The following is a 24,989-nucleotide window of genomic DNA, read 5'->3' as shown; positions in this document are numbered from 1 at the left end:
AGCGCGGCTGGAACGGCATGCCGCTTGAAACCCTCCGCTCCGATGGAGGGTTTCATGACGGTTTCGCGCCGAAATCTGCTGCGAACGGCCCTGTTTGGCACAGTCGCGGGCGCGGCCGCTCCCGCTTTGGCGCAGTCGGCGCCGCGCGCCGCCTCCCCCACGCCGCTCGGCTCGCTCGGCCTGGAGGCGTCGCAATACGGACTGCGCCCGGGCTCGACCGACGATCAGTCCCGCGCCCTGCAGAACGCGCTCGTCGAAGCGGTCAAGCGCGATGCGCCGCTGCTCGTCGCGCCCGGCCGCTACCGCATCGCCAATGTCGTGCTGCCGGAGGGCGCGCGGCTGGTCGGCGCACCGGGCGCGACCCAGTTCATCGCGGCTCAGGCTGCCCCGCTGCTCGTCGCGCGCCGGATCAAGCGGGCGGCGCTCGCCGGCGTCGGCCTCGACGGCCTCGATATCCGCGTCGGCCAGCGCAACGGGTTGATGGCGGTGGACGAGGTGCTCGAATTCGCCCTCGCCGATTGCGAGTTCACCAATGCCGGCTCGGTCGGGCTGACGCTCAATCGCACCGCCGGGCGCATCGAACGCAACCGCTTCCGCAGCATGCGCGATTCCGCTCTGTTCTCGCTGGATTCGCGCGGACTTTCGATCGAGGCCAACACGGTCGAGGATTGCGGCAACAACGGCATCCAGATCTGGCGCAGCCAGGCGGGCGACGAGCAAAGCCTGGTGCGCGGCAACCGGGTCAACCGCATCCGCAACGATGCCGGTGGCGACGGCCCGAACGGCAACGGCATCAGCCTCTACCGGGCCGGCGGCGTGATCATCGAAGGCAATACGCTGCGCGATTGCGCGCTGACCTTCATCCGCAACAATTCCGGCTCCGGCGTGCAGATGCTCGGCAATCAGGGCCGGCGTTGCGGCGAGGTCGCGCTCTATTCGGAGTTCGCCTTCGAGGGCGCGATCATCGCGGGCAACCTGGTCGAGGACTGCGCCCAGGGCGCCAACATCACCAATCTCGACCATGGCGGCAGGCTAAGCGTCTTCGCCAACAACATCGTCCGCAACGCCCAGAAAGGCCTGGCGCCGAAGGGCAAGGAGCTGATCGGCGGCATGGGCGTACATGTCGAGGCCGAGGCCAGCGTCACCGGCAACGTCATCGAGAACGCCAGCGAGGTCGGCATCTCGCTCGGCTGGTCCTGGGGGATGCGCAACCTCGTCGCCACCGGCAACATGGTGCGCAAGACCGGGATCGGCATCTCGGTCTCGCTGGTGCCGAAGGAGCGAAACGCCCTGATCGCCAACAATGTGATCAGCGAGGCGAAGCTCGGTGCCGTCGTCGGCACCGAATACGGCAAGGCCGTCACCGGCGACCTGACCAAGGCCGAGGACCGGCGCGCCGCCGGCGTCAGGGTGGAGAGCAACGCGGTGGGCTGAGGCGTTTGGCTAGGCCTCTGCTCCGCACCAGCCGGGCAGGTGCTCGGCATCGCTCTTCCTGGCTTCGACCAGCGCCCGCTTCAGCGCCTTCCCGAAGGCGTCCTCCACCGTCGCGCGCTTGATTCGCCGGCGCAGGTGATCGGCCCAGAGAAATTCGGCGAAGGGCATCTCGGTCTTGGCGTAGCCGCCGGCGAGCCGCAGCGCCCCGGCGAGCGAGCGATAGGGATCGTCGACCAGATCGGAAATGCTGCGCGGAATATGGCCGTAGCCGCGTCGCAGCCCATCGGCGTCGAATGGGTGCATCCAGCCGCGATTGTCGAGGAAGGTCCAGAACGCCTGCTTGTCGAGCCGGCTCAGATCGGCGAGCTGCGTCGTCAGGACATGCCGCTCCCCTTCGAGGTGCAGGGCGAGCGCCAGATGATGGTGGTCGACCAGATAGGGCCGGTTCTTGGGGCCCAGGACGACTGGGACAGCGTGCCCGCCCAGGAACAGCGCGTTCCTGCCGGCGCTCTCCTCGCGCCAGCGTTTGCGCTTGGCCTCGACCTCGCGCATGCCGACGGTTAACTGGGTCGGGCGCAGATCCGCGATCGCCGTCGCGATCAGTTGCGGCTCGATCTCGAACTTCATCAGCTCCTCCCGCCGCTGTGCTGGTCGAGGGTCCGAAGCGCCTCCTCGACACTGTGGAACAGGTGGTCCTCCCCGATTTCGGCGATGACGCCGAAGCGGCGAAGTGCCTCGAGCGCGCGCACCGACTCGACGCGCGCAATGGCGACGGCGGTTCCGCCTTCCCGGCAGTCCCGTATCAGGGAGAGCAGCGCCTGCGCCGCCGTGTAGTCGACCGCCGCGATCCCGCCGGCCTCGAGCACGAACAGCGCCGGCCGCCGCTGCGCGATCAGCTCCATCATGCCGTGCCTGAAGCTCTCGGCATTGGCGAAGAGCAAGGGCGCCTGGAAGGCTGCGACCAGCACGCCAGCCTCGTTCTGCGTCGCATAGCCGTCCCCGGGCGGCCACCAGATCGTCGTCCCGGGCAGGCGCCCGAGCTCGAGCGGCCGGCTGCGCGTGGTCATCCAGACGCCGTGCAGCAGCGAGAGCGCGATGCCGATCGCGACGCCGGTCTCGATCGGCAGCCAGATGATCGCCACGGCTGTGAGCGCGATGAGTGCGAACTCCGCCGGCGACTGCCGCGCGATGGCGCGGATCTGCCGGAGGCGGAAGATGCGCTGGGCGATGAAGAGCAGCACCCCGGCCAGGGCCGCGACCGGCACCTGCGCCAGCAGCGAGCCGCCGGCAACCGCCAACGCCAGCACGATGGCGGCGGCCAGCAGCGCGGCGCGCTGCGAAGCGCCGCCGCTTTCGACGACCACGGCCGTCCGCGGCGGGCTGGCATTGACCGGAAAGGCACCGGCGAGGCCGGAGAGGAGATTGCCCGCGCCGAGGCCGACGAAATCGCGATCGATCCGCGGTTCGGCGCCTTCGCCGTCAGGGAAGGACCTGCTTACCGTCGCCGTCTGCATCATCACGACCAGCGCAAGCAAAAGAGCGAGCGGCACCAGGCCGCGCAAATCGGCCCAGTCGAAGCGCGGCCAGATCAGCGCCGGCCATCCCGAGGGCAAGACGCCGAGAACCGCGACGCCCCGTGCCGCCAGTCCGAACAGCGCGACGGCGGCGGTGGCGGCCGCCAATGCGATCAGCGCGCCGGGTAGGCGGGGCGCCAGGCGCTCGCACAGATTCATCGTCGCCAGGGTGAACAGGCCGATCGCGAGCGCAAAAGGGTTGGCATCGCCGATCCGGCTCCAGATCGCCTGGACCTGCCCGGCGATGTGGTGCCCACCGCCGGGAATGCCGAGCAGCCCGGGGAGCTGCGAGACCGCGATATGAACCGCGATGCCGGCAAGGAAGCCGGTCAGAACCGGCACCGAAAGCAGGTCGGCGATCCAGCCGAGCCTGAGACCGCCGGCGATCAGCAAGGCGATGCCGACGAGCAGCGCCAGGAGCGCGGCAGCACCCGGCGGAATGGCGCCGCTCGCGGCAAGCGCCGCCAGGCCGCTGACGAAGATGGGCGTGATCGTCGAATCGGCGCCGGCCGTCAGCACGCGGCTGGCGCCGAAGGCCGCGAAGCCCAGCGTCGCCGCGACGAAGGCGAAGAAGCCGAGCTGCGGCGCGAAGCCTCCGAGCTGCGCCGTCGCCATCTGCTCGGGAATGGTGATCGCCGCCAGCGTCAGGCCGGCGAGCAGGTCGCGGCCGAGCGGCCCCGCGCCGGTGGCGACAGTGGAACGATCGGCTTTGTCGAGATCTTGCGGCATGGGACGGACCCGGCGGGGCGACCGAGCCTGCGCGCGGCCCGCTGCGGCCGTCAAGCGCCTCAGGCGAGGTTTGCCGCCGCCCGGATCCTGCCCACCTCGATGTCGTTCCAGTTCTTCAGCACGCTTTCGCGGAAGCCGGCGAAGGCGGCCTTGCCGTCCTCGTCCAGCGGCAGCAGGCGCTCGATCAGCGCCGCCATCGCGACCTCAGCGGCCCGGCCGGCGCCATCGTCGCATTTCAGCGCGATGCCGTAGCCCAGTTCCGGCAGCGCGCCGCAATAGACGCCCTCGGCGCCGGTCTTGATGAAGGCGCGCGCCCCGAACCTTTCCATGAAGCGGGTGTCGAAGCGGCCGGTGCCGGCGACCATGAAGGGATTGGCTGCCACCGCTTCGCGGATGCGCCGCGCCGCGTCGGCGCGCTGCGGACCGAAGCCATGGCCGGTGCCGAAGCGGGCGAAGCCGAGCGCCATTGCCTTCAGAGGCACGGCATAGGTCGGGATCGAGCAGCCATCGGTGCCGGAAAGTTCGCTGGTGTGGGCGGTGCCGGTCGTCTCCTCCAGTGCCTCCCTCACCGCCCTCTGCACGGCATGGCCGGGCTTCACATAGCCGGTCGGGTCCTCGTCGAGGCCGCAGGAGAGGCAGACGAAGCCGGCGTGCTTGCCCGAGCAGTTGTTGTTGAGTGCGGTCGGCTCCCGGCCGGCTTTTGCGAGGGCGCGCGCCGCTGCCTCGCCCATCGGCCAATGCGCGCCGCATTCGAGGCAGCCGGCCTCGCGGCCCGCCTTGCGCAGCATGCCGAGCGCCGCATGCGCATGCGCCTCCTCGCCGGAATGCGAGGCGACGGCGAGTGCGATCTCGGCCGGCGTCAGCCCGTAGCGGTCCGCCGCGCCGCTTTCGAGCAGCGGCAGCGCCTGCAGCGCCTTGACCGCCGAGCGCGGGAAGACCGGCCGCTCGACATCCCCGAGCGCGAGCACCACGGCCCCGTCGGCATCCATGACGATCGCTGCACCGCGATGGCGCGATTCGACGACGCCGCCACGCGTCACTTCGGCGAGAACGGGGTTGTCCATGGGCGCCTCCGGCGGAACTGTGCCGGGTTTGTCGCGTTTGTCGCTCGACCTGTCAAAGACCATGACGCAGAGTGGCGAACGCCTGCCACGGCAGGGATCTCCCATCAGCCGGAACGCCATGTCCCAGGATTACGAGACGCAGTACAACAACCGCGCCCGCGTGCCCGAGCATCCCGCGCTGATCGCCGGCTGGGCGGCGGATGCCGCCGCCTATCGCAGCGAAGCCGTCTCGGAGCTCGGCGTCAGCTATGGCGAGAGCCCGCGGCAGTATTACGACCTGTTCAAGCCGGAGACGGTCAACAGCCGGGCGATCGTGCTGTTCATCCATGGCGGCTATTGGCAGGCGCTCGACCCCAGCTATTTCTCGCATATGGCACGAGGCCTGAACCGGCTCGGCGTGCCGGTCGCCGTCGCCGGCTACGATCTTTGCCCGCAGGTCGAGGTCGGCCATATCGTCTGGGAGATGCAGCAGGCTGCGGCGGCGATCTGGCGGCGCTTCAATCTGCCGGTGGTGGCGGCCGGACATTCGGCCGGCGGCCAGCTTTCCGCCTGCCTGCTCGCGACCGACTGGAAGAATGTCGACCCCGAACTGCCGGACCATCTGGTCCACGCGGCCTATGGCATTTCCGGGCTCTACAACCTGAAGCCGCTGACCGAGACCAGCATCAACAAGGCGCTCGGCCTGACGATGGCGGGAGCCGAGCTCGAAAGCCCGCTGTTCTGGCCGGCCCCTTCAGGACTGATCATGGACGCCGTGGTCGGCGGCGCGGAGAGCGAGGAATATCTCAAGCAGAGCCGGCGGATCACCGATGTCTGGGGCCTCGGCGGCGTCCGGACGCGCTATGAGGAGATCGAGGGCGCCAATCACTTCACCGTGCTGGCGCCGCTGCCCGATCCGGACAGTGCGATGACCCGGCGCATCGCCGCCCTCGCCGGCGCTTGATCTTCCGGCGCAAGCCTCTATCCAGAAGCGGTTCAAGGCACAGGGTTCCGGAGCGCGCGATGCAGACCTTCTTCGTCGAGATCAAGTGCAAGCTCGGCAAGACCTATGAGGTCGCGAGCGAACTCGCCGACCGCGAGATCGCCTCGGAGATCTACTCGACCGCCGGCAATTACGACATCCTCGCCAAGTTCCATGTCGCCGCCGATGTCGATATCGGCCATTTCGTCGCCGAGAAGGTGCAGTCGATCCCCGAGATCGCCGACACCCACACCATCATCACCTTCAAGGCGTTCTGAGCCCCCTGCCCGCTCCCCTCACCTGATCGGCGTGGTCAGCCCGTCCTCGGGCTGCCAAGCACGCAGAAGGTCGGCGAAGCGGCGCGCCGCCGGGACGACCGGGCCGGTCGCGGGGAAGAGCAGCGAAGTGCGATAGACGATCCGCGGCGCAAAACGCCGCGCCGCCAGCCCCTGCATGCCGCCGAGCGTCAGCGGGAAAGGGTTGAGCAGCGCGAGCCCGACGCGCTGGCGCACCAGCTCCGCCATGAAGGTCGCCGTCGCCCCTTCGGCGACCAGCCGGGGCGCGACGCCGGCATCGGCGAAGGCGCGGTCAGCCTCGAAGCGAACCGGAAAGCGCCGCGCCGCGGCGATCAGCGGCTCGTCGGCGAGGTCTCGCGGCGCGATCACTGCGTGGGCGGCGAGCGGATGGTCCTCCGGCATCACCACATGCGCCACGGCCTCGCGGAAAACCTCGTTGCGAACGCCGATATGCGGCACGGGCACGTCGACCAGCCCGATATCGGCGGCGCGGTCGGCAACCAGCGCGATCACGGATGTGCTGGTGCCGATCTCGACATTGGCGACGACATCCGGCTCCTGAATACGGAAGTGCGCCAAAACCGGCGGCAGCACGAACTGCGCCAGCGTCGTCGCAGCGGCGATGCGCAGAACGCTCGCCATCGCCGTCTGCCCGGGCCACCCCGCTAGGCGCTGCAGTGCATCGAAGACCGGTTGCGCCTCCGCCTCGAGGGCGAAGGCGTCGCCGGTGGGCACGAGCCGCCCACCCTCGCGCAGGAAGAGCGGCCGGCCGACATGTGCCTCGAGGGTTGCGAGCGCCCGCGACACGGCCGGCTGCGAGATGCCGAGCATCTGCGCCGCGGCCACGGTTTTCCGGGTCGCGATCATCGCCTGCAGGATCTCGAGTTCGCGCAGGCTGGGCGCCTGCCTTGCCCCCGCCTTGCCGGCCACCCGCTTTTCCATCGGAACCGCCCTCGATTCTGCGTTTATCCCCAAGCCGCATTCGAATATGCGCGGACATTATACAGTCTACCAATGGCTATAATTTACAAGCATAGAAAACGGCTCTAGGGTTCGCGCCAAGGCGAGGGAGGGGAAGGTCCGGGCAACCGGCGACTCGCCAGTCATGGTTCAGTTGTTCAAGATGGTGGCTCAGGCCGTCGGGAGGGCAGAATGGAAAAGATCAGCAAGATCGGGCTGAAGGGCCTGAAGGCCGCGCTTCTCGCGGCACCCGTGATGGTCGCCGCTGGTGCGGCCTCGGCTCAGGAACTGCGCGTCGGCATCTCGGCCGAGCTCAGCGCGATGGACCCGCACTATCACAACGTCTCGCCCAACAACATGCTGGCACGGCACGTTTACGAGCCGCTGGTCGGGCAGGACGAGAAGCAGACGCTGAAGCCGCTGCTGGCCGAGAGCTGGAAGGCGATCGACGACACCACCTGGGAATTCAAGCTCCGCAAGAACGTCAAGTTCCATGACGGCTCGCCGTTCACGGCGGACGACGTGATCGCGACCATGCAGCGCGCGCCGAACGTGCCGAAAAGCCCGTCGAGCTTCTCCGCCTATGTGCGCGGCAAAGAGTTCAGCAAGGTCGACGACTACACCGTTCGCGTGAAGACCGCGACGCCGGCGCCGCTGGTGCCGACCGACCTCTCGACCTTCGGCATCATCTCGGCGAAGTGCAAGGACACGACCACCGAGGACTTCAACCTTGGCAAATGCGCCGCCGGCGGCACAGGCGCCTACAAGCAGGCCGAATATGTCGCGGGCGACCGCGTCGTGCTGACGCCGAACGAGAACTACTGGGGCGGCAAGGAGCCCTGGTCGAAGGTGACCTTCAAGATGATCACCTCGGCCCCGACCCGCGTCGCGGCCCTGCTCGCGGGCGATGTCGACGTGATCGACAACGTGCCGACCTCCGACGTCGCGCGCCTCAAGGGCGACGCCAAGCTCAGCGTCGCCAGCACGGTCTCGAACCGGGTGATCTACTTCCACATGGATCACTTCCGCGAGGTCTCGCCCTTCATCAAGGGCAAGGACGGTTCGGAGATCAAGAACCCGCTGCAGAACCTCAAGGTCCGCCAGGCGCTGTCGATGGCGATCAACCGGCCGGCCATCGTCGACCGCATTATGGAGAAGGAGGCGATCCCCGCCGGCCAGCTCCTGCCCGACGGTTTCTTCGGCACCTCCAAGAAGCTGAAGCCCGTCGCCTATGATCTCAACGGCGCCAAGAAGCTGCTCGCCGAGGCCGGCTATCCGAACGGCTTCAAGATGAAGCTGCACGGGCCGACCAACCGCTACCTCAACGACACCAAGATCATCGAAGCGGTGGCGCAGATGTTCTCGCGCCTCGGCATCGAGACCGAGGTCGAGACGCTGCCTTCGGCGAACTTCTTCACCCGCGCCTCGCAGGGCGGCCAGGGCAACGTGCCGGAATTCTCCTTCATCCTCGTCGGCTGGGGCGCGGGCACGGGTGAATCCTCCGACTCGCTCAAGGCGCTCCTCGCCACCTTCGATCCGGCCAAGGGTATGGGCGCCACCAATCGCGGCCGCTACTCCAACAAGGCCTTCGACGCCAAGCTGGAAGAGGCGCTGCGCACGGTCGACGACGCCAAGCGCGACCTCGCCCTGGCCGAGGCGATGGAGATCGGCATGAACGATGTCGGCCTGATCCCGACCCACTACCAGCTCAACACCTGGGCTTCGCGCAAGGGCGTCAAGGTCCAGGCCCGGACCGACGAGTACACCCTCGCCACCGGCATTCGTAAGGAATAAGCCGGACACACCGACGCCCGTCCGGACCCGCTTGAAGCCCGGTCCGGACGGCGCGACACTTTTTTCTTGTTGGAATGCGAGGGCGCCATCCGGCCGGATCACCGGTCGGTTGGCGTTTCGCATCCCGCTCCGGAAGGTCCCGGACCATGCTGGCATTCGTCCTGCGCCGCCTGGCGCAAGCGCTATTCGTCATCGCGGCGATGCTCGTGATCGTCTTTTTCGGCGTCAACGTCGTCGGCGATCCCATCTACATGCTGATCTCGCCCGAGATGGACCAGCAGCAGATCGCCGAAACGGCGCGCGCGCTCGGTCTCGACCGGCCGATCTGGGAACAGTTCCTGATCTTCCTGAAGAACGCCGTGCAGGGCGATCTGGGCCGGTCCTTCGTGCATGGCGAGTCGGCGATCAAGCTGATCCTGCACCGCATGCCGGCGACGCTGGAGCTCGCTTTCGTCGCTCTCTTCATGGCCATCCTGATCGGCCTGCCGCTCGGCCTCTATGCCGGGCTGAAGCCGGAGAGCCGCATCTCCCGGCTGATCATGGCGATCTCGATCCTCGGCTTCTCTCTGCCGACCTTCTGGGTCGGGCTGATGCTGATCCTGACCTTCGCCGTCAGCCTCGGCTGGTTGCCCGCCACGGGGCGGGGGCCGACCGTCTCGATCCTCGGCATCGATACCTCGCTGCTCTCGCTCAAGGGCTGGCAGCATGTCGCCCTGCCCGCGCTCAACCTCGCTCTGCTCAAGATCTCGCTGGTGATCCGCCTCGCCCGGGCCGGTGCCCGCGAGGCGGCGCTGATGGACTATGTCAAGTTCGCGCGGGCCAAGGGCCTGTCGCAGAGCCGGATCATCGGCGTCCACATCTTGAAGAACATCATGATCCCGATCGTCACCGTGCTCGGGCTCGAATTCGGCTCGCTGGTCGCCTTCTCGGTGGTGACCGAGACGATCTTCGCCTGGCCGGGCATGGGCCGCCTGCTGCTCGAGGCGATCACCCGCCTCGATCGGCCGGTGATCGTCGCCTATGTCATGGTTGTCGTGGTGCTGTTCGTCACGATCAACCTCCTGGTCGACCTGATCTATTCCGCGCTCGATCCACGCGTGCGCCTGACGGAGGCCACCTCATGAGCGAGGCCACCCTGCCCACCGCCGCTGCCGCCCCGCCGGTCGAAGCGAAGGAGGAGACGCCGTTCCGGCGCTTCGCCCGCTCCTTCTTCGAGGACAGGCTCGCCACCTTCGGCCTCGGCCTGTTCGTCCTCATCGTTCTGCTCGCACTGGCTGCACCGCTGATCGCGCCGCAGAACCCTTACGACCTCGCCAGCGTCGACGTGATGGATTCGCGCCTGCCGCCCGGCGACGTCGCCGGCGAGGGCTTCACCATGTGGCTCGGCTCCGACGGCGTCGGGCGCGACCTGCTCTCCGGCATTCTCTACGGCCTGCGCATCTCGCTGATGGTCGGCGCGTTCTCGGGCATCCTTGCCGCCGGCGTCGGCATGGCGATCGGCCTGATCGCCGCCTATTCCGGCGGGCGCACCGAGAACATCATCATGCGCATCGTCGACCTGCAGCTCTCGCTGCCTTCGGTCCTGGTCGCGCTGATCCTGGTCGCGGGGCTCGGCAAGGGCGTCGACAAGATCATCATCGCGCTGGTGATGGTGCAATGGGCCTATTACGCCCGCACCGTGCGCGGCTCGGCCCTGGTCGAGCGGCGCAAGGAATATGTCGAGGCCGCCCAGTCGCTCGGCCTCTCCCATGCCCGCACCGTCTTCCGCCACATCCTGCCGAACTGCCTGGCACCGGTGATCGTCATCGTCACCGTGCAGACGGCGCATGCGATCTCGCTCGAAGCCACGCTCTCCTTCCTCGGCGTCGGCCTGCCCCAGACCGAACCCTCGCTCGGCGTGCTGATCGCCAACGGCTTCCAGTACATGCTCTCGGGCAAGTACTGGATCTCGGTCTTCCCCGGCATCGCGCTGCTTCTGACGATCGTCTCGATCAACCTGGTCGGCGACCGCCTGCGCGACGTGCTCAACCCGCGGCTGGAGAAGTGAGCATGGCGCCCGTTCTCGAAGTCGCCGGCCTGAAGACCCATTTCTTCACCCGTGCCGGCACGGTGAAATCGGTCGACGGCGTGTCCTTCCACGTCGATCGCGGCGAGGTGCTCGGCCTCGTCGGCGAGTCCGGCTCGGGCAAGTCGGTCACCGGCTTCTCGGTGATGGGGCTGATCGATCCGCCCGGAAAGATCGTCGAAGGCTCGATCAAGCTCAACGGCAAGGAGCTGGTCGGGCTCGACGAAGAGGGATTCCGCAAGGTCCGCGGCCGTGAGGTCGCGATGATCTTCCAGGACCCGATGATGACGCTGAACCCGGTCCTGCGCGTCGACACGCAGATGATCGAGGCCGTCACCGCCCATGACAAGGTCTCGCACAAGGCGGCGCGGGAGCGCGCGCGCGACGCCCTCGCCAAGGTCGGCATCCCCTCTCCCGAGGAGCGGCTCAACGCCTATCCGCACCAGTTTTCCGGCGGCATGCGCCAGCGCGTCGCCATCGCGATCGCCCTGCTGCATCGCCCGCCGCTGATCATCTGCGACGAGCCGACCACGGCGCTCGACGTCACCATCCAGAGCCAGATCCTGGCCGAGATGCAGTCGCTCTGCGCCGAGACCGGCACCGCGCTGGTCTGGATCACCCATGATCTCGGCGTCGTCGCCGGCCTCGCCGACCGGATCGCGGTGATGTATGCCGGGCGCATCGTCGAGACCGGCGCGGTCGACCCGGTCCTCGACACCCCCCTCCATCCCTACACCAGCGGCCTCCTCGGCTCGCTGCCGGCCGAGGGTGAGCCCGGCGCCCCCTTGCGCCAGATCCGCGGCTCGACGCCGTCGCTGGCCAAGCTGCCGCAGGGCTGCGCCTTCGCCCCACGCTGCGATTACGCCCAGGCGGACTGCCTCGCGCAGGCGCCTGCGGTCACCGCCTTTCCGGGCGAGCGCGGCGTGCGCTGCCATCACCCGCTGAACCTGGCCGGAGTCGCGGCATGAGTGCGCCGATCCTGACCCTCGACGGCGTCTCCAAGCGCTTCACCAAGCCGCTCGACGCCGCCTCGAAATTCGCCAACTGGATGGGCGCCGGCTACACCGAGCAGGTGGTCCACGCGGTCGACGGGGTCGACCTCTCGGTGACCCAGGGCGAGGTCGTCGGGCTGGTCGGCGAATCCGGCTGCGGCAAGTCGACGCTCGGGCGCGTCGTCGCCGGCATCCACCCGCCGAGCGCGGGCCGGGTTTCCTGGCGCGGCCAGTTCACCGACGAGATGGATGCGCAGCAGCGCCGCGCCGCCACGCTGGCGATCCAGATGATCTTCCAGGACCCGATGTCCTCGCTGAACCCGCGCCTGCGGGTCACCGACATCGTCGGCGAGGCTCCGGTCGTGCACGGCCTCGTCGAGAAGGCTCAGCAGGACGCCTACGTCGTCGAGATGCTGGAGCGCGTCGGGCTCGACCCGAGCTATCGCCGGCGCTATCCGCACCAGTTCTCGGGTGGGCAGCGGGCGCGTATCGGCATCGCCCGGGCTCTCGCGGTGAAGCCGCAATTCCTGGTCTGCGACGAAAGCGTGGCCGCACTTGATGTATCGATTCAGGCCCAGGTCCTGAATCTTTTCATGAAGCTGCGCGACGAACTTAACCTGACTTATCTGTTCATCAGCCACGATCTCAGCGTGGTCCGGCACCTCTCCGACCGGGTGGTGATCATGTATCTCGGACGGGTCGTCGAGGCGGCACCGGCGAGCGAATTGTTCAAGGGCCCGCAGCACCCTTACGCCCAGGCCCTGCTCGCCAACGTGCCCTCGATCACGGCACGCAAGAAGCGCTTCGCACCGCTGAAGGGCGAGATTCCCTCGCCGCTGCACCCGCCCCCGGGCTGCCATTTCCACCCGCGCTGCCCGATGGCCGGGCCACGCTGCAAGGCGGAACGGCCGGTGCTGAAGCAGATCGCGCCCGGCCATGTCGCGGCTTGCCATCTCCATGACGGCGGGGTCGGAGCGCTGGCCGCCTAGAGCCTGCTCCGGCGCGGACGTTTTGAACAAGGATTATTGCTGGTTCGAAGCTTGACGCGGGGCGTCTTACGGGCGACCTCCGAGCAGCCCGGCGCCGGTTGCGCCGGGCGTACGCCTGGGGAATCGGAATCATGAAGAGCACCCTGTCGGCCGACCTTCGCGCTGGCGCCCTCGTCTATCATCGCCAGCCGCGGGCCGGAAAGCTCGAGATCCAGGCGACCAAGCCGCTCGGCAACCAGCGCGACCTAGCTCTCGCCTATTCGCCCGGCGTCGCCGCGGCCTGCGAGGCGATCGTCGACGATCCCAGCCAGGCCGCCGAGCTGACCTCGCGCCAGAATCTCGTCGCGGTCGTCACCGACGGCACCGCCGTGCTCGGCCTCGGCGATATCGGCCCGCTGGCCTCCAAGCCGGTGATGGAAGGCAAGGCCGTCCTGTTCAAGAAGTTCGCCGGCATCGACTGCTTCGACATCGAGGTCGACCAGCGCAATCTGGAGAAGTTCGTCGAGGTCGTCGCCGCGCTGGAGCCGACCTTCGGCGGCATCAACCTGGAAGACATCAAGGGCCCGGAGTGCTTCGAGATCGAGGAGCAGCTCAAGGCCCGGATGAACATCCCGGTCTTCCATGACGACCAGCACGGCACGGCGATCATCGTAGGCGCCGCCGTCCTCAACGGGCTCGACCTCGCCGGCAAGAAGATCGCCGACGTCAAGATCGTCGTCTCCGGCGCCGGCGCGGCCGCACTCGCCTGCCTCAACCTGCTGGTCTCGCTCGGCGCGCAGCGCAAGAACATCTGGGTCACCGACCTCGAAGGCGTGGTCCACAAGGGTCGCAACACCCTGATGGACCGCTGGAAGGAGGTCTACGCGCAGGAGACCGACGCCCGCACGCTCTCCGACGTGATCGGCGATGCCGACGTCTTCCTCGGGCTCTCGGCCGCCGGCGTGCTCAAGCCGGAGATGGCCAAGCGCATGGGGCCGAAGCCCTTGATCCTGGCGCTCGCCAACCCCAATCCGGAGATCACGCCGGAGGACGCGCTGGCCGCCCGGCCGGACGCGATGATCTGCACCGGCCGCTCGGACTATCCGAACCAGGTCAACAACGTCCTCTGCTTCCCCTACATATTCCGCGGTGCGCTCGACGTGCAGGCGACGACGATCAACGAGGCGATGAAGCTCGCCGCGGTGCGTGCCATCGCCGCGCTCGCCCGCGAGGCCACCTCCGACATCGCCGCGCGGGCCTATGGCGGCGAGGCGCAGACCTTCGGCGCGACCTCGCTGATCCCGAACCCGTTCGATCCGCGCCTGATCCTGCGCATCGCCCCGGCCGTCGCCGAGGCGGCGATGATCACCGGCGTCGCCAAGAAGCCGTTGATCGACGTCGAGGCCTATCGCGAGGACCTGTCGCGCTTCGTCTTCCGCTCCGGCTTCCTGATGAAGCCGCTCTTCGCCAAGGCCAAGGCCGACCCGAAGCGGGTGGTCTATGCCGAGGGCGAGGATGAGCGCGTGCTGCGCGCGGCGCAGGTGGCGCTGGAGGAAGGGCTGGCTACGCCGATCCTGATCGGCCGCCCGAGCGTGGTCGAGGCCCGCATCGCGCGCTTCGGCCTGACGATCCGCCCCGGCGCCGACTTCGAGCTGATCAATCCGGAAGACGATCCGCGCTATCGCGACTATGTCCAGACCTATCTCGACATTGCCGGCAGGCGCGGCATCACCCCGGAAGCCGCCCGCTCGCTGGTGCGCACCAACAATACGGTGATCGCGGCGCTCGCCGTCGTGCGCGGCGAGGCCGATGCGATGATCACCGGCCTCGAAGGCCGCTTCCTGTCGCGGCTGCGCCATATCCGCGACATCATCGGGCTCGAGCCCGGCGTCAGCGACATCGCGGCGATGACCTTGATCATCACCAGCAAGGGCGCCTTCTTCCTCACCGACACGCATGTGAAGCACGATCCGACGGCCGAGGAGATCGCCGACATGACCGTGCTCGCGGCCGGCCATGTCGAGCGCTTCGGCATCGAACCGAAGATCGCCCTGCTCTCGCATTCCGACTTCGGCGCGGCCGACACCCCGTCCTCGCTGAAGATGCGCAAGGCGCTGGGGCTGATCCGCGAGCGCGCGCCGGATCTCGAATGCGACGGCGAGATGGAAGCCGACTCGGCGCTGGTGGCGGCGATCCGCGACCGTGTCCTGCCCTCCTCGCGTCTGAAGGGCGTCGCCAACGTGCTGGTCTTCCCGAATCTGGACTCGGCCAACATCGCCTATCAGTTCGCCAAGGTGCTGGCGGACGCATTGCCGGTCGGGCCGATCCTGATCGGCGCGGCGAAGCCCGTGCATATCCTGACCGGCTCGGTGACGGCGCGCGGCGTCGTCAACATGACGGCCGTCGCCGTCGTCGAGGCGCAGGGACGCACGCAGAAGGGCTGAAGCCCCCATTCATGGACCGGGCGGGTATCCCGCCCGGTCTCCCCCGACCACGGCGACCCGCGGACGCGTCCGGGCTCCCCGCCTGCCCGCGGTCGGAGATCGGTTGAAGTCCCCGTTTTCCTCCTTGGCTCCGGCCTCAGGATCGGCCCATACTTCCCGCACGAGCGGGAAAGGGGCCCGTCCGGCTAAGCTTCGGAGAGAGCTCATGAAAAGCTTCAAGGCTGAGTCGCAGTTCCTGCGCCGTCTGCGGCCTCTCGCCCTTGCGGCCGGCCTCGCCTTGGGGCTCGGCAACGCCGCCCTGGCCCAGGTCGTCTTCCATCGCGGCAATGACGGCGACCCCGAGACGCTCGACGCCCACAAGACCTCGACGGTGGCCGAGGCGCACCTGCTGCGCGACCTCTCCGAGGGGCTGGTCATCCACCACATCAACGGCGAGGTCGTGCCCGGCGTCGCCGAAAGCTGGACGATGAGCGAGGACGGCAAGAGCTACACGTTCAAGCTCCGCGCCAACGCCAGATGGTCGAACGGCGACCCGGTCAAGGCGGGCGATTTCGTCTACTCGCTGAAGCGGATCATCAATCCCGCGACCGGCGCGAAATACGCCAACATCCTCTACCCCATCCTCAACGCCGAGAAGATCAACAAATCGGGCGAAGGCGCGGGCATCGACGAGCTCGGCGTCAAGGCGCCGGACGACACGACGCTGGAAATCAAGCTGGAACGGCCGACGCCCTATTTCCTGGAATTGCTGACGCACCAGACCGGCCTGCCGGTGCATCCGGCCTCCGTCGAGAAGTTCGGCAAGGATTTCGTCAAGCCGGAGAACTGGATCTCCAACGGCGCCTACACGCTGAAGGAGTTCGTGCCGAACTCCCACATCAAGATGGAGAAGAACAGGAACTTCCACGATGCGGCGAACGTGCAGATCGACACGATCCTGTACTATCCCGCCTCCGATCTCGCCGCCGCCGCGCGCCGTTTCCAGGCCGGCGAATTGCACATGACGACCGACATCCCGGCCGACCAGATCCAGCAATTGCGCGAGAAGCTCGGCAATCAGGTCAAGGTCGCGCCCTATCTCGGCACCTACTTCCTCATCGTGAACACCGCCAAGAAGCCCTTCGACGATCTGCGCGTGCGCCGGGCGCTGTCGCTGGTGATCGACCGCGAGTTCATCGCCGAGGAGATCTGGGGCGGCACCATGCTGCCGGCCTATGGCGTGATCCCGCCGAGTATCGGGAACTATGGCGAGCGCGCGGAGGCCGATTTCAAGGGTGTCTCGCCGCTCGACCGCGAGGAAGAGGCGAAGCGCCTGCTCGCCGCCGCCGGCTACGGCCCCGGCATGCCGCTGCGGGTGCAGCTGCGCTACAACACCACCGACAACAACCGCCGCACGATGATCGCCATCGCCGAGCAGTGGAAGGTGCTCGGCGTCGAGACGAGCTTCATCAACACCGACGGCAAGACCCATTTCGCCTTGCTGCGCGACGGCGGCGATTTCGACATCGCCCGCTATGGCTGGATCGGCGACTATTCCGATCCCCAGAACTTCCTGTTCCTGTTCCTCAGCGACAATAAGGGCTTCAATTCCGGCAAATACGCCAACCCGAAATTCGACGCGCTGCTGCAGCAGGGCGCCGACGAACTCGATCTCGCCAAGCGCGCCGCGATCCTGCGCGAGGCCGACAGCATTCTCGCGGCCGACATGCCGTGGATCCCGCTGATGTACTATTCCTCGAAGAACCTGGTCTCGCCAAAGCTGGTCGGCTTCCAGCAGAATCTGCGCGGCGCGCTGCCGACGCGGTTCATGAGCCTGAAGCCGTGACCGAAGCACGTCATGGCCGGGCTTGACCGACCGGACAGGCGCGACCTTCCCCCTCTCGCCCTGCGGGAGAGGGTCGGGGTGAGGGGTCGGACGACGCTTCATCGTCATGGTCGGGCTTGTCCCGACCATCCACGTCTTCCAGTGACGAGTGCGGTGTTCGAGACGTGGGTGCTTGCCACAAGGGCGAGCATGACGGGTAGACCTGAGCGCCCCCTCATCCGGCCCTTCGGGCCACCTTCTCCCGCAAGGAGAGAAGGGAAGAATGGCGGGCATCCCGGCGCAATCTGATGCTCACCTACATTCTGCGCCGCTTCGCCACCGCGATCCCGACCCTGTTCGTGATCGTGACGCTCTCGTTCTTCCTGATGCGCCTCGCGCCGGGTGGGCCGTTCGATCTCGAACAGCCGCTCGAGGCCAAGGTGATGGAGAATCTGCGGCGGATCTACCAGCTCGACCAGCCGCTTCACGCCCAGTACCTGACCTATCTAGGCGCCCTGTTGCGCGGCGATTTCGGCCCCTCCTTCTATTTCCGCGATTTCTCGATCGCCGAACTGTTCGCGCAAGGGTTGCCGGTCTCGATGCGGCTCGGCGCCTGCGCGCTGCTGCTCGCGCTCGCCATCGGCGGCCCGCTCGGCGCGCTCGCCGCCTTCCGCCAGAATGGCGGGGCCGACCATGCGGTGATGGGGTTGGCCACCGCCGGTATCACCATCCCGAACTTCGTCGTTGCGCCGGTCCTACAGATCGTCTTCGGGCTGAGCCTGGCCTGGCTCCCGGTGGGGGGCTGGAATGGCGGCGCCTTCCGCAACACCATCCTGCCGATCGTGACGCTCGCCCTGCCGCAGATCGCCGTGATCGCCAGGATGACGCGGGCTGCGATGATCGAGACGCTGCGTGCCAATCATATCCGGACCCTGCGGGCACAGGGGCTTTCGGGCGCGACGATCGCCCTGCATGCCGGGCGCGGGGCCGCCCTGCCGGTCATTTCGTATCTCGGGCCGGCGGCGGCGAGCCTGCTCACCGGTTCGGTGGTGGTCGAGACGATCTTCGGCATTCCCGGCATCGGGCGCTACTTCGTCGAGGGCGCGCTCAACCGCGACTACACGCTGGTGATGGGCACGGTGGTCGTCGTAGCCATCTTCGTCCTGGTCTTCAATCTCGTCGTCGACATCCTCTATGCGCTGCTCGACCCGCGCGTCAGGCTGGATTGAGCCGATGAGCGCGGTCGTGCCCCTTCCCGCCCCGCCCGCCGGCCGCTCGCTCTGGCAGGACGCCCGCATCCGCCTGCTGCGCAACCGCGCCGCGGTCGCGAGCCTCGTCGTACTGGTCCTGATGACGCTGGCCTGCATCTTCGGGCCCTGGTTCACCCGCCACCCTTATGACCGGGTCTATCAGGACTATGTCCGCGTGCCCGCCAGTCTTTCAGCCTATCCCAAGGCCGAGGCGCTGCCGGCCGCGATACAGCGCATCGCCTCGCGCATAAGGGCGACGCCGAGCGAGGTCGTCGTGGACGCCGCCGAGGTCCGACTGGTCCTGACCGCGCAAAGGCCGATCGACCAGCGCCTGCTGGTCTATTTCGACCGCTCCGACCAGTTCGGCACGCCGCGGATCACGGCCAGCGAGCAGGAGGGCCGCCGGCTCGCGCTCGCCGTCCCCATCAAGCGCCAGCATTTCCTGTTCGGCACCGACGCCAATGGCCGCGATCTCCTGACCCGGACCCTGGTCGCCGGCCGAGTCTCGCTCGCCATCGGCCTGCTCGCCACCGGCGTCGCGCTGGTGATCGGCGTCGCCTACGGCGCCACCGCCGGCTATCTCGGCGGGCGCATCGACATGGTGATGATGCGTATCGTCGACGTGCTCTATTCGCTGCCCTTCATCTTCTTCGTGATCCTGCTGGTCGTGTTCTTCGGCCGGAACTTCATCCTGATGTTCCTCGCCGTCGGCGCAATCGAATGGCTCGACATGGCCCGGATCGTCCGGGGCCAGACGCTCTCGATCAAGCGCCAGGAATATGTGCTGGCGGCCGAGGCGCTCGGCGTCTCGACCGGCGGCATTCTGAAGCGCCATGTCATCCCGAACACGCTCGGCCCGGTGATCGTCTACGTCACCCTGCTGGTGCCGAAGGTGATCCTGCTCGAGAGCTTCCTCTCCTTCCTCGGCCTCGGCGTGCAGGAGCCGATGACGAGCTGGGGCGTGCTGATCTCGGACGGCGCGCGGGCGATCCAGGCGACGCCCTGGATGCTCGCCTTCCCCGCCGCTTTCCTGGTGACCACCCTGTTCGCGCTGAACTTCCTCGGCGACGGCCTGCGCGATGCGCTCGACCCGCGGGATCGCTGAAATGGCGAGCGAACCCGTCCTCGCCATCCGCGACCTCAAGGTCCGTTTCCGCACCAATGACGGGCCGTGCGAGGCGGTGCGCGGCATCGACCTCGACGTCGCCCCCGGCGAGTTCGTCGCCATCGTCGGCGAATCCGGTTCCGGCAAGAGCCAGAGCGTGATGGCGGCGATGGGGCTGCTCGCGAGCAATGGCGAGGCTTCCGGCTCGATCCGCTACCGCGGCGCCGAGCTGCTCGGCCTCTCCCCGGCAAGGCTCAACGCCTATCGCGGCAGCAAGCTCGCCATGATCTTCCAGGAGCCGATGACCTCGCTCGATCCGCTGTTCCGGATCGGGGCGCAGATGGCCGCGCCGCTGCGCCGGCATCAGGGCCTGTCGCGCAAGGCGGCGCGGGCGCGGGCGCTCGAACTGCTGAAGCTGGTACGGATCCCGCATCCGGAGCGGCGCCTCGATTCCTATCCGCATGAGCTCTCCGGCGGACAGCGCCAGCGCGTGATGATCGCCATGGCGCTCGCCAATAATCCCGACATTCTGATCGCCGACGAGCCGACCACCGCGCTCGACGTCACCATCGAGGCCGAGATCCTGGCGCTGATCGCCGAGCTCAGACAGCGCCTCGGCATGGCGGTGATCCTGATCAGCCATGACCTCGGCCTCGTCAGGAGATATGCCGAGCGCGTCTATGTGATGAAGGCGGGCGAGGTCGTCGAGAGCGGCGCGACTTCGGCGATATTCGAAAAGCCGGCGCACCCCTATACCTGCGCCCTGCTCGCGGCCGAGCCGCATGGCCACAAGGCCCCACCTCCCGCCGGTGCGCCCATCCTGCTCGAAGCCCGCGACCTGAGGGTCAGCTTCGACCTCAGCCGCGGCTTCCTCCGGCGTGAAAGGGCCGTGCTGCACGCCGTCGACGGCGTCGATCTGATGCTGCGGCGCGGCCAGACCATCGGCATCGTCGGCGAATCCGGCTCGGGCAAGTCAACGCTCGGCCGGGCAATCCTCCAGCTGATGCCGGCGGGCGGGCTGGTGCGCTTCGAAGACCGGGCGCTGACCGGGCTCGACCGGGCTGCGATGCGCCCGCTCCGCCGCAGCCTGCAGGCGGTGTTCCAGGACCCTTTCGGCTCGCTCTCGCCAAGGCTGACGGTCGGCGAGATCGTCACCGAGGGTTTGCTGGTCCATGAACCCGGCCTGTCGCGCAGCGAGCGGGAGCGGCGCGCCGCCGAAGCGCTCGCCGAAGTCGCGCTCGACCCTGCCCTGCGCAACCGCTATCCGCACGAATTCTCCGGCGGCCAGCGCCAGCGCATCGCAATCGCCCGCGCCATGATCCTGTGCCCGGCGCTGGTCGTGCTCGACGAGCCGACCTCGGCGCTCGACCGCACAGTCCAGGCCAGCATCGTCGCCCTGCTCAAGCAGCTGCAGGCGCGGCACGGCCTGTCCTATCTCTTCATCAGCCACGACCTCGCCGTGGTCCGGGCGATGTCCGACGAGATCATGGTGATGAAGGACGGCAGGGTGGTCGAGCGCGGGCCGACCGAGGCAATCTTCGAGGCGCCGCAGCAGGCCTACACGCAGCGCCTGATCGCGGCGGCGCTCAAGTGCTGAAACACAAGTCCCGTAAGGACCGCGTCCTGCGCCGGGCGCTGAGCGGCAACACGGCCTGCCCTCTCGCATCGCGTGCTCCGCTCGGATAGGAAAGGTGCGCCTTTGTCCACCCAGCAAGAGACCCGAGCGATGAGCCGCACCGTCTACGTCAATGGCGCCTATCTTCCCGAGGAAGACGCCACGATCTCGATCTTCGACCGCGGCTTCATCTTCGGCGACGGCATCTATGAGGTCTCGGCGGTGCTCGGCGGCAAGCTCGTCGATTGCGATGCGCACCTCATCCGCCTGGAGCGCTCCTGCAACGAGATCGGCCTGAAGCTGGCCTGGAGCCGTGACGAGCTGATCGCCATCCATCAGGAGCTGATCGCCCGTAACAAGCTCGACGAGGGCTCGATCTATCTGCAGGTCTCGCGCGGCGCCGCCGATCGCGACTTCGCCTTCCCCAAGGACATCAAGCCGTCCCTGGTCCTCTTCACCCAGGCACGTAAATTCGCCGACACGCCGCAGGTCAAGACCGGGATCAAGGTGGTCAGCACGCCGGATCTGCGCTGGGCGCGCCGCGACATCAAGAGCGTCAACCTGCTCGGGCCGGTGCTGGCCAAGCAGTTCGCCGCTGAGAACGACGCGCAGGAAGCCTGGCTGATCGAGGACGGCGTCGTCACCGAAGGCGCCTCCTCGACCGCCTGGATCGTCAAGGGCAAGACGCTGATCTCGCGTCCGCTCTCCAACAAGGTGCTGCCCGGCATCACCCGCAAGGCGGTGCTCGCCTTCCTCGCAGAAAGCGGCTTCACCTTCGAGGAGCGTGAATTCACGCTCGCCGAGGCGATCGACGCCGAGGAGGCCTTCATCACCTCCGCGACCAGCCTGGTGATGCCGGTCACCACCATCGACGGCCACAGCATCCACAATGGCGCGCCCGGCCCGGCGACGCTCCGCCTGCGCGAAATCTACCTCGACTACGCCAGGAAGGGCGGCGTGCTCGGCTGAGCGGCCTGCGGCGGCGCCTATAGCGCCGCCAGCCTCTCCATGTTCAACGATCTTTCAATTCGTTGAACATGAGGCACGCTCGCCCATCACATAGGTCGCGACCACGTTGCGCTCGTCGCCGAGCGTGACCAGCACGAAGAGTTCCTCCGAAAGATCGCGCGCCGTCTCCAGCCGGTGCGCCATCACCCTTGTCGCGGCGGGATCGAGCACCACGATATCCGCTTCGCGGCCGGGCTCGAACGAACCGATCAGCTCGTCGAGGCCGAGCGCCACGGCGTTGCCGAGCGTGATCGCGTGCAGGGCCTCGAACGCCGAGAGCGACTGCCCCTGCAATTGCAGGATCTTGTAGGCCTCGGCCATGGTCCGCAGCATCGAATAGGAGGTGCCGCCGCCGATATCGGTGGCGAGCGCGACCTTGACGCCCTCGCGCCTGGCCCGCTCCCAGTCGAACAGCCCGGAACCGAGGAAGAGGTTCGAGGTCGGGCAGAAGACCGCGACCGCACCAGCTTGAGCAAAGGCGCGCCATTCGCGCTTGGTCATGTGGATGCAATGCCCGAGCAGGCTCTTATGGCCCAGCAGCCCGTAATCCTCGTAGATGCCGGCATAGTCGGCAGCGTCGGGATAGAGCTCCCGCGCGAAGGCGATTTCCGCCCGATTCTCGTTGATATGGGTCTGGACGAAGCAGTCGGGATGCTCCGCGACGAGGCGCTGCGAGGCCGCCATCTGCTCGGGCGAGGAGGTCACGGCGAAGCGCGGCGTGATCGCGTAGAGCTGCCTGCCCTTGCCATGCCAGCGGCCGATCAGCGCCTTGCTCTCGGCATAGCCGCTTTCGGCCGTGTCGGTCAGTGCCGCCGGTGCGTTGCGGTCCATCATCACCTTGCCGGCGATCATCCTTGTGTTGCGGCGATGCGATTCGGCGAAGAAGGCCTCCGCCGATTTTTCATGCACGGAGCAATAGACCGCCGCGGTCGTGGTGCCGCTCGACAGGAGTTCGTCGAGCAGGAAGCGCGAGAGCTTTTCGGCATGGCCCTGCTGCGCCAGCTTCTGCTCCTCGACGAAGGTGTACTTGTTCAGCCACTCCATCAGTTGCGCGCCATAGGAGGCGATCACCTGCGTCTGCGGCATGTGGATATGGGCGTCGATGAAGCCCGGCATGATCAGATGCGGGCGATGGTCGATGATCTCGGCGCCAACCGGCAGCGTCGGCAGCAGCGCCCGCGCCTCCCCGGCCGCCCGGATCAGCCCGCCCTCGACGACCAGCAGCCCGTCCTCGACATAGCGATGCGCGGCGGTGCCGGCGCCATGGGGATCGCCGACGAACCAGAGAAGCCGGCCCCTTAGGGCGCGGACCGCATCCTGCCTGCTCAACCTGCATACTCCGGCGCCGATACCTATCTTATCTGCACCAAATCAAAGCTTCCGGCCAAGCGACGAACATGCCTAATCTCAGGGCATGTTCGCGATTTGCTCTCGATGGAGCTGCCATGCGTGAGACCGTCCGCTTCCTGCTCGGCGACGAGCTGGTCGAGATCGCAGGCTGCGATCCGACCCGGACGGTGCTGGACTGGCTCCGGCTCGACCGGCGCCGCACCGGCAGCAAGGAGGGCTGTGCCGAAGGCGATTGCGGCGCCTGCACCGTCGTCATCGGCCAGCTCGATGGCGGAGAGCTGCGCTACGAGGCGATCAATGCCTGCATCCGCTTCCTGCCGACGCTGGACGGCTGCCAGCTCCTCACCGTGGAGCATCTGAAGGGCGCGGACGGTGCGCTCCATCCCGTGCAGCAGGCGATGGTCGACTGCCATGGCTCGCAATGCGGCTTCTGCACGCCAGGCATCGTAATGTCGCTGTTCGCGCTCTGGTTGAACGAGACGGCGCCTTCGGTCGCGCGCATCGAGGATGCGCTCGCAGGGAACCTGTGCCGCTGCACCGGCTATGAGCCGATCATCGCAGCCGGACTGCGCGCAGCTGCCGCGGATCGCTCGCGGGACCGCTTCGCCCAAGCGCAAGGCGAGATCGCCAGCCGCCTCGCCGAACTGCGGGACATGCAAACCGTGGCGATCGGTGATGGCGAGCGGCGCTATTTCGCGCCGGCAACCACGGAAGCCCTCGCCGAACTCGTCGCCTCCCACCCCCAGGCGACGCTGGTCGCCGGCGCGACCGATGTCGGGCTCTGGGTGACCAAGGGCATGCGCCGGCTCGATCCCGTGATCCATCTCGGCCGGATCGAGGAGCTGCGCGCCATAGCGGACGAGGGCGACCGGCTACGCTTCGGCGCAATGGCGAACCATGTCGCCGTGCGCAAGGCGCTCGCAACCATCTCTCCCCAGCTCGACGAGATGATGCGCCGTTTCGGCGGCGAGCAGGTCCGCAATGCCGGCACGATCGGCGGCAACATCGCCAATGGCTCGCCGATCGGCGATTTGCCACCGGCGCTGATCGCCTTGGGCGCCACGCTGGTGCTGCGCCGGAGCAGCGAACGCCGCGAGATCCCGCTCGAAGCCTTCTTCCTCGACTACCGCAAGCAGGACCGTCGCGAGGGCGAGTTCGTCGAAGCCGTGCTGCTGCCGAAGCTGCCGGCCGATGCGCTTTTCCATGTCTCGAAGATCTCGAAGCGCTTCGACGAGGACATTTCGGCCCTGTGCGGCGCCTTCTTCCTGCGCCGCGACGCCGACGGTCGCATCGCCGAGGCCCGCCTCGCCTTCGGCGGTATGGCCGGCATACCCAAACGGGCGAAGGCGGCGGAGGCGGCCCTGCTCGGCCGGTACTGGGACGAAGCCGCCGTCGCCGCCGCCATCACCGCGCTCGCAGGTGATTTCACGCCACTCACCGACATGCGCGCCTCGGCGGCCTACCGGCTGAAAGTCGCGGGCAATCTGCTGCGGCGGTTCCTGATCGAAACGACCGCTCCCGAAGCGGCGACCCGGGTCGCCGGCCTGCTGGCGGAGGCCGCCCATGGCTGACGCAC

20 protein-coding genes are annotated in these 24,989 nt (G+C 67.7%); 15 read left to right on the top strand and 5 right to left on the bottom strand.

What is annotated here, in order from left to right; translation table 11 throughout:
* Positions 1-54: 54 nt before the first annotated feature.
* Positions 55-1,434, top strand: coding sequence for a TIGR03808 family TAT-translocated repetitive protein (locus AC1REK_RS04090; protein WP_492267088.1), 1,380 nt, complete (start codon positions 55-57; stop codon positions 1,432-1,434).
* 9 nt (positions 1,435-1,443) lie between these two features.
* Here AC1REK_RS04090 and AC1REK_RS04085 read toward each other — a convergent pair whose 3' ends face one another.
* Genes AC1REK_RS04085 through AC1REK_RS04075 form a run of 3 tightly spaced genes read right to left on the bottom strand, consistent with a single transcriptional unit; the run spans position 1,444 to position 4,801 of the window.
* Positions 1,444-2,061, bottom strand: a complete 618-nt coding sequence (locus AC1REK_RS04085) for a ParB-like protein (RefSeq protein ID WP_492267089.1) — start codon at positions 2,059-2,061, stop codon at positions 1,444-1,446.
* On the bottom strand, positions 2,061-3,737 hold the full coding sequence (locus AC1REK_RS04080; protein ID WP_492267090.1) for a SulP family inorganic anion transporter: 1,677 nt from the start codon (positions 3,735-3,737) through the stop codon (positions 2,061-2,063). The genes AC1REK_RS04085 and AC1REK_RS04080 overlap by 1 nt, the downstream gene beginning before the upstream one ends.
* Before the next feature lie 59 nt (positions 3,738-3,796).
* On the bottom strand, positions 3,797-4,801 hold the full coding sequence (locus AC1REK_RS04075; protein WP_492267091.1) for an asparaginase: 1,005 nt from the start codon (positions 4,799-4,801) through the stop codon (positions 3,797-3,799).
* Positions 4,802-4,919: 118 nt separating this feature from the next.
* On the opposite strand from AC1REK_RS04075, the gene AC1REK_RS04070 reads away from it, so the two are divergent.
* Both AC1REK_RS04070 and AC1REK_RS04065 read left to right on the top strand, forming a co-directional pair.
* On the top strand, positions 4,920-5,744 hold the full coding sequence (locus AC1REK_RS04070) for an alpha/beta hydrolase (RefSeq protein WP_492267092.1): 825 nt from the start codon (positions 4,920-4,922) through the stop codon (positions 5,742-5,744).
* Positions 5,745-5,803: 59 nt separating this feature from the next.
* Positions 5,804-6,040 carry an Lrp/AsnC ligand binding domain-containing protein gene (locus AC1REK_RS04065; protein WP_066468653.1) on the top strand — a complete coding sequence of 79 codons (237 nt, stop codon included), beginning with the start codon at positions 5,804-5,806 and terminating at the stop codon, positions 6,038-6,040.
* A gap of 18 nt (positions 6,041-6,058) precedes the next feature.
* On the opposite strand, the gene AC1REK_RS04060 is transcribed toward AC1REK_RS04065, so the two are convergent.
* The gene (locus AC1REK_RS04060; RefSeq protein ID WP_327522364.1) at positions 6,059-7,000 is read right to left on the bottom strand and encodes a LysR substrate-binding domain-containing protein; all 942 of its coding nucleotides are present in this window, start codon (positions 6,998-7,000) and stop codon (positions 6,059-6,061) included.
* Between the two features lie 210 nt (positions 7,001-7,210).
* Here AC1REK_RS04060 and AC1REK_RS04055 point away from each other — a divergent pair, with 210 nt between their 5' ends.
* From AC1REK_RS04055 to AC1REK_RS04005, 11 genes are all read left to right on the top strand, one after another.
* A complete protein-coding gene (locus tag AC1REK_RS04055; protein WP_492267093.1) occupies positions 7,211-8,812 on the top strand; it encodes an ABC transporter substrate-binding protein in 1,602 nt (533 codons plus the stop codon).
* A 146-nt stretch (positions 8,813-8,958) separates the two neighbouring features.
* The gene (locus AC1REK_RS04050; RefSeq protein ID WP_066468646.1) at positions 8,959-9,936 is read left to right on the top strand and encodes an ABC transporter permease; all 978 of its coding nucleotides are present in this window, start codon (positions 8,959-8,961) and stop codon (positions 9,934-9,936) included.
* Complete coding sequence (locus tag AC1REK_RS04045) at positions 9,933-10,859, top strand: ABC transporter permease (protein WP_316020535.1); 927 nt, start codon at positions 9,933-9,935, stop codon at positions 10,857-10,859. The genes AC1REK_RS04050 and AC1REK_RS04045 overlap by 4 nt, the downstream gene beginning before the upstream one ends.
* A gap of 2 nt (positions 10,860-10,861) precedes the next feature.
* Positions 10,862-11,845 (top strand): ABC transporter ATP-binding protein, encoded by a 984-nt coding sequence (locus tag AC1REK_RS04040; protein WP_492267094.1) that lies wholly within the window; start codon positions 10,862-10,864, stop codon positions 11,843-11,845.
* A complete protein-coding gene (locus AC1REK_RS04035) occupies positions 11,842-12,858 on the top strand; it encodes an ABC transporter ATP-binding protein (protein ID WP_316020537.1) in 1,017 nt (338 codons plus the stop codon). Before AC1REK_RS04040 ends, AC1REK_RS04035 begins: the two co-directional genes overlap by 4 nt.
* 131 nt (positions 12,859-12,989) lie before the next feature.
* The gene (locus AC1REK_RS04030; protein ID WP_492267095.1) at positions 12,990-15,281 is read left to right on the top strand and encodes an NADP-dependent malic enzyme; all 2,292 of its coding nucleotides are present in this window, start codon (positions 12,990-12,992) and stop codon (positions 15,279-15,281) included.
* Positions 15,282-15,486: 205 nt separating this feature from the next.
* The gene (locus AC1REK_RS04025; protein WP_492267096.1) at positions 15,487-17,106 is read left to right on the top strand and encodes a peptide ABC transporter substrate-binding protein; all 1,620 of its coding nucleotides are present in this window, start codon (positions 15,487-15,489) and stop codon (positions 17,104-17,106) included.
* Between the two features lie 287 nt (positions 17,107-17,393).
* Positions 17,394-18,314, top strand: a complete 921-nt coding sequence (locus AC1REK_RS04020; RefSeq protein ID WP_492267097.1) for an ABC transporter permease subunit — start codon at positions 17,394-17,396, stop codon at positions 18,312-18,314.
* A 4-nt stretch (positions 18,315-18,318) separates the two neighbouring features.
* The gene (locus AC1REK_RS04015) at positions 18,319-19,440 is read left to right on the top strand and encodes an ABC transporter permease subunit (RefSeq protein ID WP_492267098.1); all 1,122 of its coding nucleotides are present in this window, start codon (positions 18,319-18,321) and stop codon (positions 19,438-19,440) included.
* Between the two features lies 1 nt (position 19,441).
* Positions 19,442-21,037, top strand: a complete 1,596-nt coding sequence (locus AC1REK_RS04010; protein ID WP_492267099.1) for an ABC transporter ATP-binding protein — start codon at positions 19,442-19,444, stop codon at positions 21,035-21,037.
* 129 nt (positions 21,038-21,166) lie between these two features.
* The gene (locus tag AC1REK_RS04005) at positions 21,167-22,024 is read left to right on the top strand and encodes a D-amino-acid transaminase (RefSeq protein WP_492267100.1); all 858 of its coding nucleotides are present in this window, start codon (positions 21,167-21,169) and stop codon (positions 22,022-22,024) included.
* A 54-nt stretch (positions 22,025-22,078) separates the two neighbouring features.
* On the opposite strand, the gene guaD is transcribed toward AC1REK_RS04005, so the two are convergent.
* Positions 22,079-23,392, bottom strand: a complete 1,314-nt coding sequence (guaD, locus tag AC1REK_RS04000) for a guanine deaminase (RefSeq protein ID WP_492267101.1) — start codon at positions 23,390-23,392, stop codon at positions 22,079-22,081.
* Between the two features lie 116 nt (positions 23,393-23,508).
* On the opposite strand from guaD, the gene xdhA reads away from it, so the two are divergent.
* Positions 23,509-24,984 carry a xanthine dehydrogenase small subunit gene (xdhA, locus tag AC1REK_RS03995; RefSeq protein WP_492267102.1) on the top strand — a complete coding sequence of 492 codons (1,476 nt, stop codon included), beginning with the start codon at positions 23,509-23,511 and terminating at the stop codon, positions 24,982-24,984.
* Positions 24,985-24,989: the final 5 nt, after the last annotated feature.

Source organism: Allobosea sp. GW823-FHT02B03, from assembly GCF_058797755.1.
Note: the sequence above shows the minus strand (reverse complement) of the source record. Positions and strands in the feature narration are given on the sequence as shown.